Origin of the sequence: Rhizobium sp. CCGE531 (assembly GCF_003627795.1) — a bacterium.
In the GTDB taxonomy this organism is placed as follows: domain Bacteria; phylum Pseudomonadota; class Alphaproteobacteria; order Rhizobiales; family Rhizobiaceae; genus Rhizobium.
Genome location: NZ_CP032686.1, coordinates 156,133 through 175,540, shown reverse-complemented (window position 1 = coordinate 175,540; position 19,408 = coordinate 156,133). Strand labels below are relative to the sequence as shown.

The following is a 19,408-nucleotide window of genomic DNA, read 5'->3' as shown; positions in this document are numbered from 1 at the left end:
TTACGACCCCCTTCTCTTGAAAGAGGCGGCATTTATCGATGATGGCGATGTCCGGCATCGGATTTCGAGGACTTGCGTGGGCCGGACCGGAGTTGCTTAATATGCTGCGTGGCTGGAGGCTCCGACCATTAAGGAGATGCCTCCCGATCGATGCATCGCTGTGCCATGTCGGCAGCATCAATTTCAATGAAAAACGGCGCGTTCGAGACGCGCCGCTTCGAAATTTGAGTGCCAACCGAAAGGCGTCAGGCGCCAGCGGTCTGGGTATGGGTGGCAAGCTGCTCATCGTGATTGTTGAACAGCACATGCACGGCGTCATGCCCCGTCGGCGTGTAGTTCTGCAGCGTGGCCACCACATGCGTCTCCGAACCGGTGTTGACGCTGATCTTCGTCGAATTGGTTGCGGTATCGACCGCTGCCGTCATCGACGCAACTGCACTCGCCTCGGTCATACCCGGATGTTCGCCGACCAGCGCGTTCAGCAGGTTCGAGACATCCAGCTTGTCGCCCTCTCCCTTCGGGCTGAAGTCGGTGATGACATCGGCCATGTTGAGGTTGTGCAGAGCCTTGGCATCGAGCACGAAGGTATCCACACCAGCACCACCGGTCATGGTGTAACCGCCACCGCTCGTCAAAATATCGTTGCCGTCGGTGCCGTAGAGGTGACCGATCCCGCTGAAGTCGATCTCGGCAGATGCGCCGTCGTGACCGAGCGAGAAGTCACTGGCCGAATATTCGCCGCTGAGGCCGATGGACGCAGTATGGGTGCCGTCAGTGACGGTCAGCACGCCGCCTGTCTTCGCCGCGCTCTCGGTATAGGAGAAGCTTGCAGTTGCAGCGGAGATGTCGCCAAACCGCAGGGCATCGTTGCCATCGAGACCTGCGATCGTTCCGGTAAAGGCCACCGCATGGTCGATGGTGATGGTGGCCTCGGCGTCCGTGCTCAGGGTGATCGCCTGGCTGAACGAGCCGCCGATTTCGAGGCTGGCGTGACCCGACAACAGCGCCGTGCCGCCGCCGCTGACATTGCCGTCGAGATGAATGTTGCCGCCATTTGCCCACAGTAGGCCGTCATTGACGACGCCGCTGTGTATGTCGAGGCCGCCGGTCCCGGTCGCCTCCAGCGTGCCGGTATTGCTGACCGCATTGACACCAGTGTCGATGACGAGCGCGTGGCTGCCGTCGGCAATGATCGTGCCCTCGTTGATCAGCGTCAGGTGACCATCGCCGATCTGACCGGCGCCGGAGATGGTATTGTCAACGTTGGTCAGCGTGACATCGTCGCTGCTGCCGAAAATCATGTTGGACGCATCGTCGGACAGCGTCGCCGTGCCGCCGCCCGTCAGCGTGAGGCCGTGCTGCACGATTTCGAAGGCTGTCTGGCTACCGGCCGAGGTGATATGGATGCTGCCCGTGTTGTCGAGCGTGCCGCTGAACGGCATCAGGGCGCCGTCGCTAAGCACCATGTCGCCGGTATTGTGCGTCACCACCGTCTCGTTGAAGAGGAAGTCGTCCGCGGTAAGAGACGCGGCGCTGACGCCTGTCAGGGTGATGGTCTCGCCATCGCCGAGCGTGATGACGGCATTGCCCGACGCATCGCTCGACAGATGGGCCTGAACGTCCGCGAAGCTTGAGAAGCCCGCAAAGCCGACCAGATCGATCTTGTCATGCGCCGTATCGAAGTTGTGCACGACGTCCGTGCCGATGGTGTTCGCGAAGACCAGCGTGTCGTTGCCGCTCGATGCCGTGAGCGTATCGTCGCCAGACCAGGCGAAAATCGGCGCGCCCTTGGCATAGGCTTCGACGTTGTCGGACACAGTGGCCATTCCAATCGATCCGTCCGGATTGATCCAGGTCTCGGTGATCTGGAGGACCACCGCGCCGGTTGCACCATCAGGCGAGGTTACCATCAGCGACGACGGATTGTTCGTCACTACAGACCAGGTGCCATCGGCATTATGCGTGCCTTCGCTCAGCGTCCAGCCTGCCGGTACTCCGGCAATGCTCATCGTCACCGTACCGACGTGATTTGACGGATCGGCAAGGGCGAGGTTGATGGCCTCGCCGGAGACACCGGCCGGCTTGAATGTCAACACATTGCTGTTTGTCCCGACGTTGCCCGCAAGATCGGTATAGCTGCTCCCCGAAACCGAGGCAGACTTCCAGCCGTTGTTCCAGTTGAAAATATTCGCCGTGTAGATGTCCTGGCCGGAGGCATTCACGCCAACATGAAAAAAGTTGTATAGTAAATAATTACTACCCTGAGTAACGCTATTGCTATTGAACCCAGACACCGCCTCGCTGAAGGTGAAGGTCATCACGCCGCTGTTCTGCGTAATGACAAGTGTGGGGCGAGTCGTATCGATCTTGATATCATACGCGCCGCTCGTCGACAGCGGGCTGGTGGTACCCGCATCCGTCAGAGAGGCACGGAAGTTATAAGTCGATCCGTTCGTCAGCGTCGGTGTGGTAATATCGACATATCCATTGCTGATGTTGGTCGCCGTCAGCGTGACCGAGCCGAGTGCGGTCGTGCCGTTATAGAGCTGCACCGTATCACCGTTTACGGCACCGGTTCCGGTCAGGCTCACGCGGACACCAAGGTTAGTGTCATCCGTCACCGCACCGTCAGCCAAGCTGCCTTGGATCGACCCGACATTGTCGGTGACCCTGCTGATGCTTGGCGCCAAGACCGACTCGTTGGTGCCGTGGATGGTTACAACGATATCCTGTGAAGCTGTTCCGTCTGCGGACGCTACGGTCAGCTTGTCCGTAACCGTCACCCCCCCGTTCAATGCCTGCACATTCGAGGCAGAGTTGTTGAGGGTGTAGCCCCAAACACCGGTCGTCGCATTGAAGGCGAACGTGCCGTAGGTGCCGGTCAGAGATGCCGGTGTCTGGAAATGGCTCTGGCCATTGTCGACGTCGGTAGCCGTCAGCACACCATTCGCCGTCAACTGGCCATCCTCGGTAACCGAACCGGTCGCCGTGCCCGAGATCGAGGCGGCATCGTTCGTGCCGTTTACCGTCACCACGACCGTCTGTGTTGTGACGCCGCCTTGGCCATCGCTCAACCGAACCGTGAAGCTTTCCTGCGGATGATCCGAAGCCGTCAGCGAATTGGCCTTCGACTGGTCCAGCGCATAGGCCCAGGTGCCATTCGCACCGACGCTCAGCGTACCATAAGCACCGGTGACCGACCCACCTTGATTGGTCGTCTGACCGCTACCCGCAACCACCGACCACGTCAACGACGTGTTGTCGACATCAGCCCCGGTCAGATGGCCGGAAACCGAATTATGAGCACTGTCGTCGGCAACGTTAATGCCGGCCTCGGTCACAGCACCGCTCACGCTGTCGCCATTGGCAATCGAGATCGTCGGCGCGTCGTTGGTGCCGTTAACCGTCACCACGACCGTCTGCGTCGTGACGCCGCCTTGGCCATCGCTCAACTGAACCGTGAAGCTTTCCTGCGGATGATCCAAGGCCGTTAGTGAATCAGCCTTCGACTGATCCAGAGTATACGTCCAGGTACCATCCACACCGACGCTCAGCTTGCCATAAGCGCCCGCGACCGATCCATCTTGATTGGCCGCCTGGCCGCTGCTCGCAACCACAGACCACGTCAGGGACGTGTTATCGACATCGGCCCCGGTCAGATGGCCGGAAACCGTATTGTGAGCGCTGTCGTTGGCAACGCCAACACCGGCTTCCGTCACGTTGCCGCTGACACTATCGCCATTGGTAACCGTGATTGTCGGAGCATCGTTCGAGCCGATGACGTTGATGTTGACCTGCTGCACAGCAATGCCGCCATGGCCGTCCGCGACTTCGACCGTGAAGCTGTCTACCTTCTGATCGCCAAGCTGCAGCGAGTTGGCCGCCGTTTCGTTGATCGTGTAGGTCCACTTGCCGGTGCTCGCATCCATCTGCAGCGTGCCGTAGGTGCCCTGCATCGACGACACGGTCGTCTGGCCCGAGACGATCGACCAGGTCGCGGTATCGCCATGGTCGACATCACTGCTTGCCATGACGCCCCAAGCGGACGATGTCCCAACCGCATGGCCGGTCGCATCCAGGCCCTGCTCGACGACCGAACCGCTCGTCTGGCTCGATGCCAGGATAACGGGAGCATCGTTGGTGCCGGTGACCGTCAGCTCGTAAACCCCGGAGGTAACGCTGCCGTTGCGATCCGTCACTTCGAAGGGAATGCTGATCTTGGCGATCTCGCCAGCGCCAAGCGCGTCGAAGGCCGTGCCCGGGGTCACCGTGATGGTCGAACCGTCGAAGCTCAGCTGCGGCATGCCGAGGATGATGCCCTGTGGACCGGAGACCACCGCATGCGCGGTGTCGAAGGTAAGCGCACCCGTGGTGCCCTGACCGTCGGCGCCATAGTTGAACTGGGCGGAACCGAAGGTGAAATTATGGTTTTCATTCTCGGTCGTCGCATCGGCGATGACCGGCAGCGAGGTTGCCGATGCTGCGGTCAGCGAGACGTTCGCGAGATAGGTGCCGGTGTTGTCGCTAGCAGTGCCGACCTCGACGAAGGAGATCGTGTTGTCGCTGCCCTGTGCCGTCAGCGCCAAGCTGATGGTTGACATCGGGCCAGCACCGGGCGTGGGCGTCAGCGTATCGACCAGCGTGCCATTCCACCAAACCTGTACGGCTGCGGTGCCATTGGCTGGCGTGCCATATTCGAAGCTCAGAACGTAGCTGGCGCCATCGGTCAAGCCGTGAACGGCCTGCGAAATCGCGATATTGCCCGGAGAAGCACCGAGATCAACCATCGGCGCGCCATTGGACGAGGTAACGCCGTTATAGTTGCTCGCAATTTCTTCAAGGCGCACGCCGGTCTGACCCGGTTCGGTCCCGGAAATCGTCCAGCCGGTGCCTTCCGTCGCCCAGATGAAGCCGCCGCCATTCGTCCAGGCGGATGCCGTTGCATGGGCGAAATCGCCGTCGACCAGAAGGTTCGAGGCAACGGCATGGCCAGCAGGGTCCTGCGCGCCGATGATGACCGGGAAGTCGTCGGAACCGTTGATCGTCACCGTCAGCGTCTGCGTGCTGGTGGCGCCGTGATTGTCGGTGATCGTGAAGGTGAACTTGTCGGTCAGCGTCTCGTTCGGGATGAGATGCTGCACGGCCGGATCGGCATTGTTCAGGACATAGGTGTATGCACCGCTGGTGCCGTCCCACGTCAGCGTACCGTAGGTGCCGGCAACGCCTGCATGGCCATCGGTAACTTCACCGACCTTGGCGATGGAGAGAACATCCAGGTGGTCGACGTCGCTGGCCCCAGCAAGAAGGCTACCGGTCGCCGTGACTGCTGCGTCCTCGGTCACCGAAGCCGCCTCGGCAACGGCGATCGGCGCATCGTTTGTACCGACGACATTGATCGTGATCGTCGCGGAGCTCTGGACGCCGTGGGCGTCTTGAACGGTATAGTCGAAGACCTCCTTGACCTGTTCGCCCTGGCTGAGGGAGTTGGTCGCATCCTTCGTGTCGTCGAGCGTATAGCTGTAGGTGCCGTCGGCGTAGATGGTCAGCTTGCCATAAGTGCCGTCAACGACGGTTCCGCTAGAGCTCGCCACATTGGCAACCGCAGACGGCGTCGTTCCCGCACTGATGCCGACGACCGTCAGCGTATCGAACTTGTTGGTGTTCGCATCCGTTGCATGATTGCCGTGCAGAATGAAACCTTCGACGCTCTCGCTGGAGCTGTCTTCGGTTACCGGGCTCAAGGCGGTGAAGTTGTTTGCCACAGGCGCGACGTTCATCAGCTGGCTGAGCGACAGCGTTCCGCCGGCACCGCCGTTCTCGCCCATGAAGGTGAACTGCTCGACATTGGAGACGGTGATCGTCTCCGTGCCATTCGTCAGCGTGTAGCTGCCGGTGCCGTCGTCGAGACCGGTGTGAGCAACCGTCCAGTCGGCCCATTTGCCGGCAAGCTTCAGCGTGTCGGTGTCGCTGCCTGCAGTTGCAACGGGGTCGCTATCGTTGATGACGATGTGGACGTTGCCGGTGAGGCCGGTCATGTCGAACGTATCGTTGCCGCTGCCGCTGTTGACGACGATCGTGTCGGGCGCCAGCGCCGTATCGCTGACATTGCCGAAGACGACCGTGTTGCCGGCGCTGCCGCCAAGATCGAGGTAGAGGTCCTCGATACCGTCGGCACGGACACTGCCGGTGCCGCTGATGCCGATGGTCAGATCGGCATGGTCGTCAGCCGACACGATGTTGCCGGCGTCGCTCACGGCAGTCTCGCCGATCGTGTAGGTGTGGCCGGAGCCATCGCCGACGATATGCAGTACGTCTGTGTCGGTTTCCTTACCGCCAACCAGGGTCGCACCGCCATCGATGCGGTCGGTGCCGGAACCTACGGTGTAGTAGATCTTGTCGCTGCCCGTGCCACCGAGGATGGTGTCGTTGCCCGTGCCGGCGACAATGATGTCGTTGCCAGCGCCGCCGATCAGGGTGTCGTTACCAGCGCCGCCGAAGATGACGTCGTCACCCGCACCGCCGTCGATGGTAACACCTCCGCCGACTGCATCGCTCATATAGGTCTTGGAAACCGCAATCAGATCGTTGCTGTCGGTGCCAACGATGTGTTCGACGCCCTGGAGCTGCAGGCCAGAGGTAGAGCGGTAGTCAAGGACGTAGCCGTTCGTGCCGTAACCCTGCAGATAGAGCGTATCGTCGCCGGTACCGCCGTTGACGCTATCGCCGGTGCCGGACATGTGGTCGAGCGAGACATTGATCTTAATGCCACCACCGAGATCGAAACTGCGCGGACCATAGGCCGCGGCATCGGCAATATCGGCGGACAGATAGACCTTGTCGTTGCCGGCGCCGGCATCGATGGTGTCAGAGCCCGTGCCCGCCTTGATGATGTCGTCGCCGGAGCCGCCGATGATGGTGTCGCCGTGGTTCGAACCAACCAGGGTTACGCCGGTTGCATTGCCGGCATTGGTCAGTGTCCAGCCATTGCCGCCGGCAGCCGACAGGTCGATGTTATGGCCGTTGGCATTGATCGTTGCCGTGCCGCTGTTGACCGTGTCGCTCGTTGCGGTCCAGTCGCCGGTGGCGGTGATGGCAGCGGTCGCGCCGTTCAAAACCTTGACGATGTCCTTGTCGTGAAGATCGGTGACGGTGACCGTTCCGCCGGCAGCCACGAAGGTATCGTTGCCTGCGCCGCCCGTCAGCGTGTCGCCAGCGCCGCCAATCAGCGTGTCGTCGCCGCTGGTGCCGATGACATGCGTCATACCGGCCACATTGTCCCTGCCGACAACATGGACCGCGCCGGCATCGGTTGCCATGTTGGCGGCAATCGTCTGCGAGCCGATGGTCTGGCTGGCGTCGGAAAGGTTCACGGTAACGCCGGTCGAGACGGCGGAGTAGTCGATCGTCTGAGCGGTTACCGTGCCGGCTGCGTTCACTTCGACCGTGAAGCTGCCGCTTGCCGTATCACTGTCGCCGTCCGTGGCCGTGTAGCCGAAGGTCAGATCGATCGCATGGCTGCCATTGGAAGCAATGGCGTCGGAATGATCGAGCGGCTGGAGCAGCGTAAACGTATAGGAGCCGGAGCCTGCGAGCGCGAGCGCTACGGTGAAGACCACGTTGGCCGCATCCGCCTCCGTCGGCATCGCTCCCGTATAGGCCACCAGCAGGCTGCCGATGAAGGCATAGGCAAGCGGCTTGCCGTTCGACGACAGACCGCTCGGGCCTGTCACGTTGCTTGCGGCGGATGCGTTGCTGAAGGCGACGCTCTTGGCGCCGTCGGCGCCGAAGCTGATCGCCAGCGAGCCCGTGGCGGACGGATGCGTCGTCGCCAGGTCGTTTTCACCGACGCTATTAATCGTCACGCTTGCGATGGTCGGAGCGTCGTCCTTGAAGGTGATGACGCCAGACAGGTCGGCAGACTTGCTTGCCTTATCGCCGTCGCCGTCCGTCACCGTCACCACTGCGCTCAGGGAACCGGTTGCAAGGTTCAGGTGGTCGACCGGGTTGTTGTTGGCGATGTCCTTCAATGCGACATTCTCAGTGACGCTGAGTGCACCGCTGCCGGAGTCGATGGAGATCGTAAAGGCGATGTGCGTCTTGCCGTCGGCGCCGGTATAGACGCCGTTGACCGTACCGGCAGCCTGCTGCTGCAGGGTGATCGCATGATTGTCGATGGTCGATAGGCCGGAATTCGCATTGCTGCCGACCTGCAGGGAATAGACCTGCGAGGCAAGGCCATCGGCGCCTGCATTGACGACCGCCGTGACGATCGAGTGCGTTCCGGTCGTGGCGCTGACCGGGGAGGAAGGCGTCAGGCCGTGTTCGTCCACGGTGATCGCCTGGGTCTTGTCGACTGCGAAAGACGAGATGGACGGGCCGTCGTCGGTAACATCGACCGAGAAGCTCTGTGTCCCCTTCGTCGTGTCACCGTCGCCGTCATGGCCGGCAACCTGGAAAGTCAGCTTGATATCCGAGAGGTTGGTTTGGCCGTTGACGTCGTCGAGCGCCTTGTAAAGCGTGAAGTTGTAGGCGCCGCTGGCGTGGCCGCTGTCCTGGGACAGGGCGACCTTGAAGACCCAGCCCGACTGGTCGGTGGCGTTGCTGCCGGTATAGGCGATCAGCGTCATACCGTCACTGCTGACCGCGTAGGACAACGCATGGCCGCCAGAGCTGAGCTTGGTCGCGTCAAGCGTCTGGTTGTTGCCGTAGCTCGCAGTGAAATAGCTGCCGTTCGAACGCGTCACGAAGGTGACCGCATGCGCAGCAGGGCCGTCGGCACCAAAGGCGAAATTGAGCGCAGCCGTACCCGTGCTGATGCCAGAGGGCGACAGTGAACCAGAATTTGTCACAAGGTCGTGCTCGGCGAGAGTCTTCGTCGAGACAGCGTTGCCGATCGACGGGCCGTCATCATCGAAGCGAATGCCGCTGCCAATGGAAACGGACGTGTTGACGGTGTCACCATCACTATCGGTCGCGCTCAGCACAGCCGAGAGCTTGCCGCTGAGATCGACCAAGTCGCCATCCGACTTGGATGGGTTCGGATTGGCGAGCGCCATGTACTGGGCGATGCTGACCTTGCCGCTGTCGTCGATACGGATCGCAAAGGCGATCTCGCCGTCGGCGATCTTACCGACAACCGTGCCGTCGGCGAGCTGCGAGAGCGTGATCGCCTGACCTGCAGTCGTCGTCAGGCCGGAGTCGGGGTTGTCGATATGGAGCGTCAGGCTGCTTGTCGCGCCCGTCGCATCATCAGCGCCCATCGAGACCGACGGAGAGACAACATTGTGCTGCGCATAAACAGTCGACATGTGCGGATCGTTGCCACCGGTGATGCCGGCAAACAAGTTCCTGACCGAATTGCTGGCACTGACATCGTTGTCACCGCTGCCGCTCTCGTCGATCGTGATCGAACCCGTCAGGGCCAGATCGACCTTCGGCGCGTCGTCGACGATGGTGACCTTCAAGGCGCCGGTCAGCGTTACGCTGTCGCCGTCGCCGTCGGTCGCCTGGATGACCGACCCGAAGTCGATGGCCGAGATCGAGCCACTGCCCGAGCGCAGGTCGTTGCCGGCACCGGCGACGTTGTCGAGCTGATCGTACTGCTGGAAGGTGAAGCCGCCGTCACCGGACAGCGTTAGCGACAGGACCGGACGGTCGAAAAACGGATTGTAGCCGCCATGGTGATCGTTATCGACATAGCCGACGATCACATTGTTGACGACGGCATAGGAAAGCGCTTCGCCACCCGAAGTCAGATGCAGAGCGGCAAGCGTCGACGCCGCATTGGCGGTGAAGCTGAAGCCGCCGCCGAGCGCTGCGCCATCGGCACCGAAGGAGACGGTGGACGCAACGGAGCCGGATACCGTGGCAGCAAAGCCGAAGCCGAACAGTGCCGGCTGCGAGGACGATCCGTCATGTGCGCCGTCGAGCGGGCTGTTGCCATGCGACAGGAGATTGTAAATGTCGCCTTCGTCTGCCCTGACCGCGGCGGTCGTGCCGGAGGCAACCGGAACGTCGTCGGTGATGGCGATCGCCAGCGAACCCTTCGCTGTATCACCGTCACCATCCGTGACGGTGAAGCCGAAATTCAGCGTCAGGCTGTCTTCGGTCGTCGACGACGTCGAATGAACAAGCGGCGCACCTGCGGTGAAACTATAGGAACCGTCCGAATTGATAGTCAGAACCGCAACGGTGGCATGGCTGGCGGCGCCGGTTGCCGTCCAGGTCGTCACACCGTTCGCCGAAGACGACGCCCACGTCACGGATTCCTGGTGGCCGATGCCATGGCTGTCGAGGTAGATCGCCTTCAGTGTCGGGAGGCTGTCCATCGACACGCTCTTGACGCCATCGGCACCGGCGGAGAACAGAGCCCCTGCATCGCCGTTGATCGAATTCGCGTCTGCGGCACCGTCCAGGTTGCCATGTGCCTGTGCATCGTCGTTGAGCGGCGTCGAGGTAGCATCGACCTTATAGGCGATCGGTGCATCATCCTTGACGGTGACCGTTAGCGAGCCGCTGGCCGTATCGCTGTCACCATCGGTGACAGTGAAGTTGAAGGTCAGATCCTGTGTATTTTCCGCGGTCAGGCTTGCCGCATGGGCGACCGGCGCACTGAGCGTGAAACTGTAGGAACCATCCGTGCCGATTGTCAGCGTCGCGACCGTCTGGCCGCTGTCCTTGCCCGTCGCCACCCAGATCGTCTCGCCGCCCGCCGTCGTCGTCGGGCTGCCCCAGACGACCGACTCGACATGGGCAAAGCCGTCCTTGCCGGTATAGATCGCGCTGAAATCCGTCGTTGTTCCGAGGGTCACCTGATGCACGCCATCCGCACCGCCCGTAAAGAGCGTGCCGCTTGCGCCGCTGACCGTATCGGTATCCGCTACGCCGACCGTGTCGGGGTTCCCGCCCTTCAGGGCATCGTCATTCAGCATCACGCTGGTGATGGTGACGGAACTTGCTAACGGCACGTCATCCGTAACATGCAGGATCAGCGAGCCGGTCGATGTATCGTTGTCGCCATCAGTCACCGTGAAGGTGAAGGTCAGCGGCAAGCCTTCTTCCGTCGTGCCAGCGGTCGGGTGGACGAGCGGCGCGCCGGTGCTGAATGTGTAGGAGCCGTCGGCATTGATGGTCAGCGTGGCGACGGTCTCGTGATTTGCGCTGGAAGCAACCCAGGTCGTTGCGCCGTCGGAAATCGTCGGCTTGCCCCAGGTGACGTCTTCCTGCTGCGTGAACCCGTTGGCATCGACATAGATCGTCTTCAAAGCCGGCAGGCTGGACTGATCGATCGAGACGCTTGCAAAACCGTCAGCACCAGCGCTGAACAGCGCACCGGCAGCGCCCGAGACGCTATGCACATTGGCGTCGTTGGCGTCCAGGTTTCCGCCGATCTGTGCGTCGTCGTTGAGCGGCGAGGCGGTATTGTCAACCGTGTGAGCGACCGGCACGTCATCCTTGACGCCTATCGTCAGCGAACCCGTTGCCTTGTCTCCGTCGCCATCGGTGACGGTGAAATTGAACGTCAAGGACAAGGTCTCTTCGGCGGCTTGCGCGGCCGGATGCGCAAGCGGCGCGCCGGTCGAAAACGTGTAGGAACCATCGGCATTGATGATTAATGTGGCAACGGTCTCGTGATGCGCGCTGCTGGCCACCCAGGTCGTGCTGCCGTCGGCGACCGGCGCCTTGCTCCAGATCACGGCTTCCTGATGCGCGACGCCGTTCGCATCGGTGTAGATCGTGGTCAGCTGCGGCAGATCCGAATGAGCAATCGTGACACGCTTGAACCCATCTGCGCCCATGTTGAACAGGCTGCCCGATGCGCCGCTGACGCTGTTGTATTCGTCAGTCTTGTCGGGATTGCCGCCTGTGAACATATCGTCGTTGACGAGGTGCTCAGCTGTGACAGCGCTGGCGACCGGGAGACTATCGGCGACGTTGAGCGTCAGCGAGCCCGTTGCCTTGTCGCCATCACCATCGGTGACTTCGAAGCCGATCTTGAAATTCTGGTTGTCTGAGCCCTTGGCATCTGCGAAGGCGCCGGACTGGACATAGGTGTAGCTGCCATCGGCATGGACAGTCAGCGTGAAGATGACGTGGCCGGAATCCTTGCCGGTCGCGGTGTAGATCGTGTTGCCGGAATCGTCCCTCGAGGTGCCGTAACGCAGCCCTTCCGTGTGCGCGACGCCGTTTTCATCAATGTTGATGGCCTTGAGACCGGTTGGATTCGTGAAGGTCAGCCGCGCGAAGCCATCGGCACCGGTTGTGAACAAGCTGCCCGATGCGCCACTGACGCTGTCGGAACCGCTCTTAGCGCCATCCGGTGGCGTCGAGCCTTCGCTCGGCTGCTCGATAAGCAGCTGGACGGTAAGCGGATTCGTCCCTGAGGAGGTCGACGTGGTGTCATGGAGACTGCCTGAGTCGACCGTTACATTATTGGCGACCGGAAGGCTGTCGGCGACGTTGAGCGTCAGCGAGCCTGCCGCCTTGTCGCCATCACCATCGGTGACTTCAAAGGAAATCTTGAAATTCTCGTTGTTTGAACCCTTGGCATCGGCGAACGCGCCGGATTGCACGTAGGTATAGCTGCCGTCGGCACCGACGGTCAGGGCAAAGAGAACCTGACCCGATTCCTTGCCAGTTGCGGTGTAGATGGTATTTCCCAGATTGTCCGTCGTGGTGCTATAGGACAGGCCTTCCTTGTGAGCGACACCGTTGGCATCGATGTAGATGCCCTTGAGGCCGGCCGGATCTGTGAAGGTGACCTGCTGGAAGCCGTCGGCGCCGGCAGTAAACAAGCTGCCCGATCCGCCGCTGACGGAGTCGGCGGCGCCTTCCGGCGACTTCGGCCCTTCGCTCAACTCGACGAGTGGGCGGAGCGGCATTTGCTCTGCCGGCGTGGTATCGTAAAGGTTGCCGGTACCGACCGTGACGTCGCTGGCGACAGGTTTGTCATCGGCGACGGTCACGGTGAAGGTGTTCTGGGCGGCGTCACCGTCGGAATCGGTTGCCGTATAGCCGAAGGTCAGCGTGATGGCGTCAGAACCCTTGGCGTCGTCGAGCGACTGCACAAGCGTGAAGTTATAGTGGCCGTTGTCGGTGTCCGAGACCGTCGCATAGAAGACGATGTTCGAGCCGACCGCGCCCTTGGCATCTGCGACGGCCGTCGGAGCGGTCTCGCCGGTGTAGCCAACCAGCGTGCCATCGGCCAAGATCACCGTGTGCACAGCAAGACCGTGCGAGCTCAGAGTTTCGCCGTCCTGCCCCTGTGTCGCGACCGTGGCATCGGTGAAGGCGACAGACCGATCGCCCGCGCCGCCCAGATCCGTGTTGGCGTTATCAGCACCCCAGGAGATGTTGAGCGAGCCGGTCGCCGTCGCATCGCTTTCGGAATGCGGGTTCTCGTTGCCGCTCGCAAGTGCGCCTTCGGTGACCGAGCCTGTATCGCCGGTTGCGGCGACAGGCTTGTCGTCGGCGACGGTGACTGTGAAGGTGTTCTGGGCGCTATCGCCGTCAGAATCGGTTGCCGTATAGCCGAAGGTCAGCTTGATGGCATCTGAACCCTTGGCGTCGTCGAGCGACTGCACCAGGGTGAAGTTGTAATGGCCGTTGTCAGTGTCGGAGACCGTGGCATAGAAGACGACGTTGGTTGCAGAGGTTGCCGTCGGCGCGGCCTCACCGGTGTAACCGACAAGCGTGCCATCGGCGAGCAGCACCGTGTGAACGGCAAGACCATGCGAGCTCAGCGCTTCGCCGTCCTGACCCGTTGACGCAACTGTGGCATTGATGAAGGCAACAGAACGATCGCCTGCGCCGCCCTGATCGGTGTTGGCGTTATCGGCACCCCACGAGATGTTGAGCGAGCCGGTGGCGATTGCATCGCCTGCGACATGCGGATTTTCGTTGCCGCTCGCAAGTGCACCTTCGGTGACCGAGCCTGCATCGCCGGCCGACGCGGCAGGCTTGTCGTCGGCGACGGTGATGGTGAAGGTGTTCGTGGCGGCGTCGCCGTCGGAATCGGTGGCCGTGTAGCCGAAGGTCAGCGTGATGGCGTCAGAACCCTTGGCGTCGTCGAGCGACTGCACCAGCGTGAAGTTATAATGGCCGTTATCGGTGTCCGAGACCGTGGCATAGAAGACGACGTTGGTTGCGGAAGTTGCCGTCGGCGCGGCTTCGCCGGTATAGCCAACCAGCGTGCCGTCGGCCAGCAGCACCGTGTGAACCGCAAGACCATGCGAGCTCAGCGCCTCGCTGTCCTGGCCCTGCGTCGTGACCGTGGCACTGGTAAAGGCAACAGACCGGTCGCCAGCGCCGCCCTGATCGGTGTTGGCGTTATCGGCACCCCACGAGATGTTGAGCGAGCCGGTGGCGATGGCATCGGTGCCAACATGCGGGGTCTCATTGCCGCTCGCAAGTGCGCCTTCGGTGACCGAGCCTGCATCGCCGGCAGCTGCGACAGGCTTGTCGTCGGCGACGGTGACAGTGAAGGTGTTCGAGGCGGCATCGCCATCCGAATCCTTGGCCGTGTAGCCGAAGGTCAGCGTGATGGCATCCGAACCCTTGGCGTCGTCGAGCGACTGCACCAGGGTGAAGTTGTAGTGGCCGTTGTCGGTGTCGGAGACCGTGGCATAGAAGACGACGTTTGATGCTGAAGTTGCCGTTGGAGCGGCCTCGCCGGTGTAACCAACCAGCGTGCCATCGGCCAAGAGCACCGTGTGAACGGCAAGACCATGCGAGCTCAGCGCTTCGCCATCCTGACCCTGTGTCGCGACCGTAGCATTAGTGAAGGCAACCGAGCGATCGCCCAGGCCGCCCTGGTTGGTATTGGCGCTGTCAGCACCCCAGGAGATGTTAAGCGAGCCGGTGGCCGTCGCGGCGCCTGTGTCATGGCTTAGGGCTCCGTTGCCGGCAGCCAGCGCCGCCTCGGTAACAGAACCCGCTGACCCCACGGCCGCGGCCGGTGCACTGTCCGTGATGTCGACATTCGCGATGGACGCAACCGTATGACCGCTCGTGTCCGAGACCGTGTACCGGAATTGAAGCTGAAGTACATCGTTCGACGCATTGGCGCCGCGGGGATGGTCGAGGGCAGCGAGCTGAGTGAAGGTGTAGTCCCCGGTCGAAGCGTTGAATACCAGCGTGAAGACCGTGACCCCATTGGCGACGCCGGTGACGGTCTGGCCGTTCTGGGTGACGACAACGGGAACGCCTCCCGAGGTTAGACCTGACAGTTGCTGCGTGCCGCCGCCGGTGATTTCTGCCTCGCCAACCAGGGTGACGGTGGTGATCGCGGCATTATTGCCGCCGAAGCCGAAGCGGCCGGTGCCGCTTGTCGTGAGGAAGGCGCCAGTGCTGCTGCCGCGTTCGATCAGCGAAGCCGTTTCGGTCGCCTGCGGATCGATGAAGGGAACACGGGTCTGGGTGCCGGAGAGATTGCGGCCGTTACCGCCGCCGATTAAGTCGCCAGGACCGAGAAGGCCGATCAGGTTCAGCGGCGCGCGCGGATTTCCAGCCTGGCTGTCCGTGAACTGGTGGCCGGAATCTGTGCCGTTGCCGGCGTGAACCGAGCCATCGGGACCTTCAGCGACGTTGATGCCCTGCTGCTGCAGCGCGGCAACCACGGCCTGCTGCGGCAGCGTGACTTCACCGATCAGAAAGGTTGGAACGTGAAGCGCACCGTTGATAATGACAATGCGCGTACCATCGGCCTGGATCAGAACAAGGTTACGCCCCTCGACGTGGATGTCGTCGATAGATGTGTTCGGCGGCAGATGGACGATATTGCCGTTGTCGGGCACGATCTGGATCAGCTGGCGAGCGCCGTTGTCTTGTGGCTCGTTGGCGGTCAGGCGTCCCGTCTTGCCATTCGCCTGCTGCTCCTCGGCTTGTGCCACCTCGAATGCGGCGATATCGGCATTCTGCGACAACGGCAGCGAATGATCGGCACTGATATCGGCTGCAACGCTCGAGTCCCGGCCGCTTGATGCGAAATCATGCGAAGCAGCTTCGTGGTCTACGGTCGAAATGCGCAAGTCGTCCATAGGTCTGGCTCCCGGTGTCTCATAATTTGCCGCAATCAATTACGGGAGCGAGACGATTGCAATACTTCATTAACCTCGTCGATATAGCCGGTTATGCAGCATCGCAGAATTATTTTACCGATGGTTAACTCAACCAAAGAACAACTCGCTAAGTATACCGCTTGACTTTACGTCAGTCGCGGTGTGCAAATGCGGCCCGATAGGCTGTTGCAGTCTGCCGTAGAGAATCGGGGGAGTAGTTGTGCCGTTTGCGATCAGCTTTTCGTTGAGCCTTTTGACCGAGTGGCTGCCGCGCAGAGCGCATCGACGATCAGCACGCGGTGCCGCCCTCATCCTCTGTGCCGGCCTCGCCGGCTGTCAGATGGACGGTGTGGGACTGGAGAACAACAGCAAGAAAGACGACATAAAAATGCCGTCCACCGCCATTGAGGAGACCTATGGCGGCGACAGCGGCACGGAAATCACACTATTGCTGCGTAAAGGTGCGGCCGGTCTCTATGAAGGTCCGGCCCGCGATGTGCGTGACGGGGCGGTCCTTGGCGTCGGTGAACTCGGCAACAATCAGGTTCGGCTGCGCGTCAAGAATGTCGGCCCGGGACTTGCCGGCGTTGCCGCACAGGTCACAGCGGCCAAGGGGCGGAATGCCGCGCTCATCGTAAGCTATTTGCCGCCGGCCGAGACGGCTTCCATCGCCACCATTCCATCCACCCAGCGTCCCCCATTGCTTAACCTTGCGACTGCGGCGACCGGCGGGGAGGTCTTCAACCTGGCCTCGGATGAAATCGACAGCGCGACGGAGGGCGTCAAGGCGGCCGGTCCTTCCGGTCACAAGAAGGTATCGGCGCTGGTGCCTGCTGATTTTTCTCAATCCGACACAACGAGATTGGGCAATGCGATCTGGAATAGTGGCAACACCTTCATGGGCCTGGGCCGTTACGGCGCAACGGATCAGGCCGCTGATGTCCTTGCCAAGAATCGACCTCTCATCCAGTCGGCCGAAATCGTGGTCATTCTCGGGAACACCTCGGAAATCGGCTTGGCGGCGAGTGCCGTACGCAGCGCGGCCATTCCCGGTCAGGCGATGGTCGGCACCAACGGCTGGCCGCAAGCGGTGTATGCGATGCCGGCTGTAGCTGGCGCCTTTGTCGCGACGGACGACACGCAGAGTAGCGGGCTCATCGCCGAGCGCTATCAGCGCCACTTCAACCACCCGCTGACGACCTACGGCGCTTATGGCTATGACGCCATGGCGATCACCTCTGGCCTCATCCGTTCCCAGGGCCCGCAAGCCGTCACCGCGGCCAATCTGAGGAACAAGGTCGGCTTCCGCGGCACGACCGGGCTGTTCCGCTTCAACGCCGCCGGCCAGGTGGAGCGTAGAATGGTGATCAATACGATCGAGGGCGGCAAACTAAGGATTTCCACACAGCCCTCACAGTCGTTCTGAAGCAGGCAGGCGTCATCGACGCACATAGGTACTGACACGCGCCGTCGCCATCACGGTAGCGCCACTTCATCCGCTCCTGCGTCATGATGAATTAGTTCAATACCCTTGCCGAAATCATCCTTAATAGTTTCCCATCGCACTCCGCACAATTTTATACTTATTTGATCTCTTAATTTATACTTAATTTATCTATATATCCGAACGCCATATTCAGGAGTATCGCGCACTATTCTCCCAATCAGGGAGAATTGAGCGCCGATGGCATACAAGAACAAAAAAACTATACTTTCAGCACTTGCTGCCGCTTCCTTTGCCTTCGGTCTATCGTCACCGACCATTGGTATGGCGGCGACAGGCGATACCGTCCGCCCTGTTGTCACGCTGTTTCAGGACCCACTGGTCGAGACCGCCATCGATCTCTTTGCGCCCGCCATCGGAAACGCCGCAAAGGCAATCAGCGGCGTCGACCTGGCTACATTGAACCAGAGCCTCGCTGTTGCACCGGGCGGCCTTCCGCATAATGACTTGACTGCATCGGAGCCGGTACGCCCCACAAAGCCGAGCAGCGCTCCCTTGGGCGACTCTGTATTCGGAACTGTCGCCATTCCGTTCAAACATCTTGCCGCGCTTAACAATTACGCCGGCCCGCTCGCCGAAATCCGGTCGGGCAAATCGCTCGATTGCGGAGCACGTGGATGCAATGCAGCCGAAACCGTCATCGCGGCCGCTGAAACAAAGATTGCCGGCGCCTCGATCCGCGACAAGATCAATACTATCAATTACACGGTCAACCATGCCATCCGCTACGCCAGCGACATGGACACCTATCATGTGGCGGATCACTGGGCGAAACCGAGCGAAGCGCTATCGCATCAGCAGGGCGACTGTGAGGACTACGCAATCTTGAAGATGGCGGCACTCTATAAAGCCGGTGTCGATCTCGACCATATGACCCTGGTCGTTCTCTTCGACCAGCAGCGACATTTTTACCACGCCGTCCTGTCAGTCTCCGTCAACGGCAACAATCTTATCCTCGACAACATGCGTGACGAGGTCTTGTCCGACAAACGCATTGGGGAATATCTGCCACTCTATTCGATCGTTGCAGGTCGCGGCTATTTGCACGGCTCGCGCGATCCTCATGCACAAGCAGTGGCCGCCGCAGTGCCGCTCGCCAAGGTGGTTCCCGGCGAAGGCGAGGTCCATTAACAGGACCCGTCTTCAAAGCATATCGAGGCGAGCACAGCTCGCAACGAAGAAGATGGCATCTCAATTAACGGAAAGATAGCCGACCAGCATCGGTGCCTCGTGCGTCGGCGCCAACGCCAGATTGATGTGGCCCGTCAGCGATTGCGAGCCGAGGCCGATCTTGAATCCGGTGTTCAGCGTCTTGCCGCGATTAATCGACAGGATGGAGAGCACCTCTTCGATCTGAGTATCGATCGACAGGCGTAAGGTGCGCGCCGTTTGCTGGACATCATCGATCAACGGCAGACGGTGGCGCAGCATCTTCAGGAAGGCATCGTTGAACAGCTTGATCCCGCGCTCCTGCGTCAACACCACCGCCGGCGTTGGCGACGCCTGAAGAACGGCGTTAAGATTGGTCAGCGATGCGACATCCTCAACGGCATCGAGACGACTGAGCGCCCATTTGAAGCTGAGGACGCGCAACAAAGAAGTCAGGTTACCCGTTTCCGGCATTTCGGCTGCCGTGGTGGATACCAGGTCACCGATGCTGATGCCGCCGGCCTCCGACATTCGTCCGAGACCATCCCAATAGATACGCTCCAGACGAATGCCACGACGCTCGCCGCCGCCGGTTACGGCTCGGAAACGTGGCTCCAACTCATCACCATCGACCGATGGCAAGGCTTCGTCCCGGACCATCATCGCAGCTTCGTCCTTCCCGGCTCCTTTGCGCATA

General features: G+C 61.1%; 4 protein-coding genes. 2 read left to right on the top strand and 2 right to left on the bottom strand.

The window, feature by feature from the left end:
• Positions 1-245: 245 nt before the first annotated feature.
• Positions 246-16,037 (bottom strand): VCBS domain-containing protein, encoded by a 15,792-nt coding sequence (locus CCGE531_RS34460; RefSeq protein ID WP_162944043.1) that lies wholly within the window; start codon positions 16,035-16,037, stop codon positions 246-248.
• Between the two features lie 241 nt (positions 16,038-16,278).
• On the opposite strand from CCGE531_RS34460, the gene CCGE531_RS27025 reads away from it, so the two are divergent.
• Together CCGE531_RS27025 and CCGE531_RS27020 are read left to right on the top strand one after the other, a co-directional pair.
• Entirely contained in the window at positions 16,279-17,484 is a 1,206-nt protein-coding gene (locus CCGE531_RS27025; RefSeq protein WP_120669683.1) for a hypothetical protein, read from the top strand.
• Between the two features lie 258 nt (positions 17,485-17,742).
• Positions 17,743-18,693 carry a transglutaminase-like cysteine peptidase gene (locus tag CCGE531_RS27020; protein WP_120669681.1) on the top strand — a complete coding sequence of 317 codons (951 nt, stop codon included), beginning with the start codon at positions 17,743-17,745 and terminating at the stop codon, positions 18,691-18,693.
• Positions 18,694-18,753: 60 nt separating this feature from the next.
• On the opposite strand, the gene CCGE531_RS27015 is transcribed toward CCGE531_RS27020, so the two are convergent.
• The gene (locus CCGE531_RS27015) at positions 18,754-19,407 is read right to left on the bottom strand and encodes a ribbon-helix-helix domain-containing protein (RefSeq protein ID WP_120669679.1); all 654 of its coding nucleotides are present in this window, start codon (positions 19,405-19,407) and stop codon (positions 18,754-18,756) included.
• Between the last annotated feature and the right edge of the window lies 1 nt (position 19,408).

Excerpts from the sequence above, each read along its gene's own strand:
- CCGE531_RS34460 (WP_162944043.1), bottom strand. The coding sequence starts at position 16,037 with ATGGACGACTTGCGCATTTCGACCGTAGACCACGAAGCTGCTTCGCAT.
- CCGE531_RS27020 (WP_120669681.1), top strand. The coding sequence starts at position 17,743 with ATGGCATACAAGAACAAAAAAACTATACTTTCAGCACTTGCTGCCGCT.
- CCGE531_RS27015 (WP_120669679.1), bottom strand. The coding sequence starts at position 19,407 with ATGCGCAAAGGAGCCGGGAAGGACGAAGCTGCGATGATGGTCCGGGAC.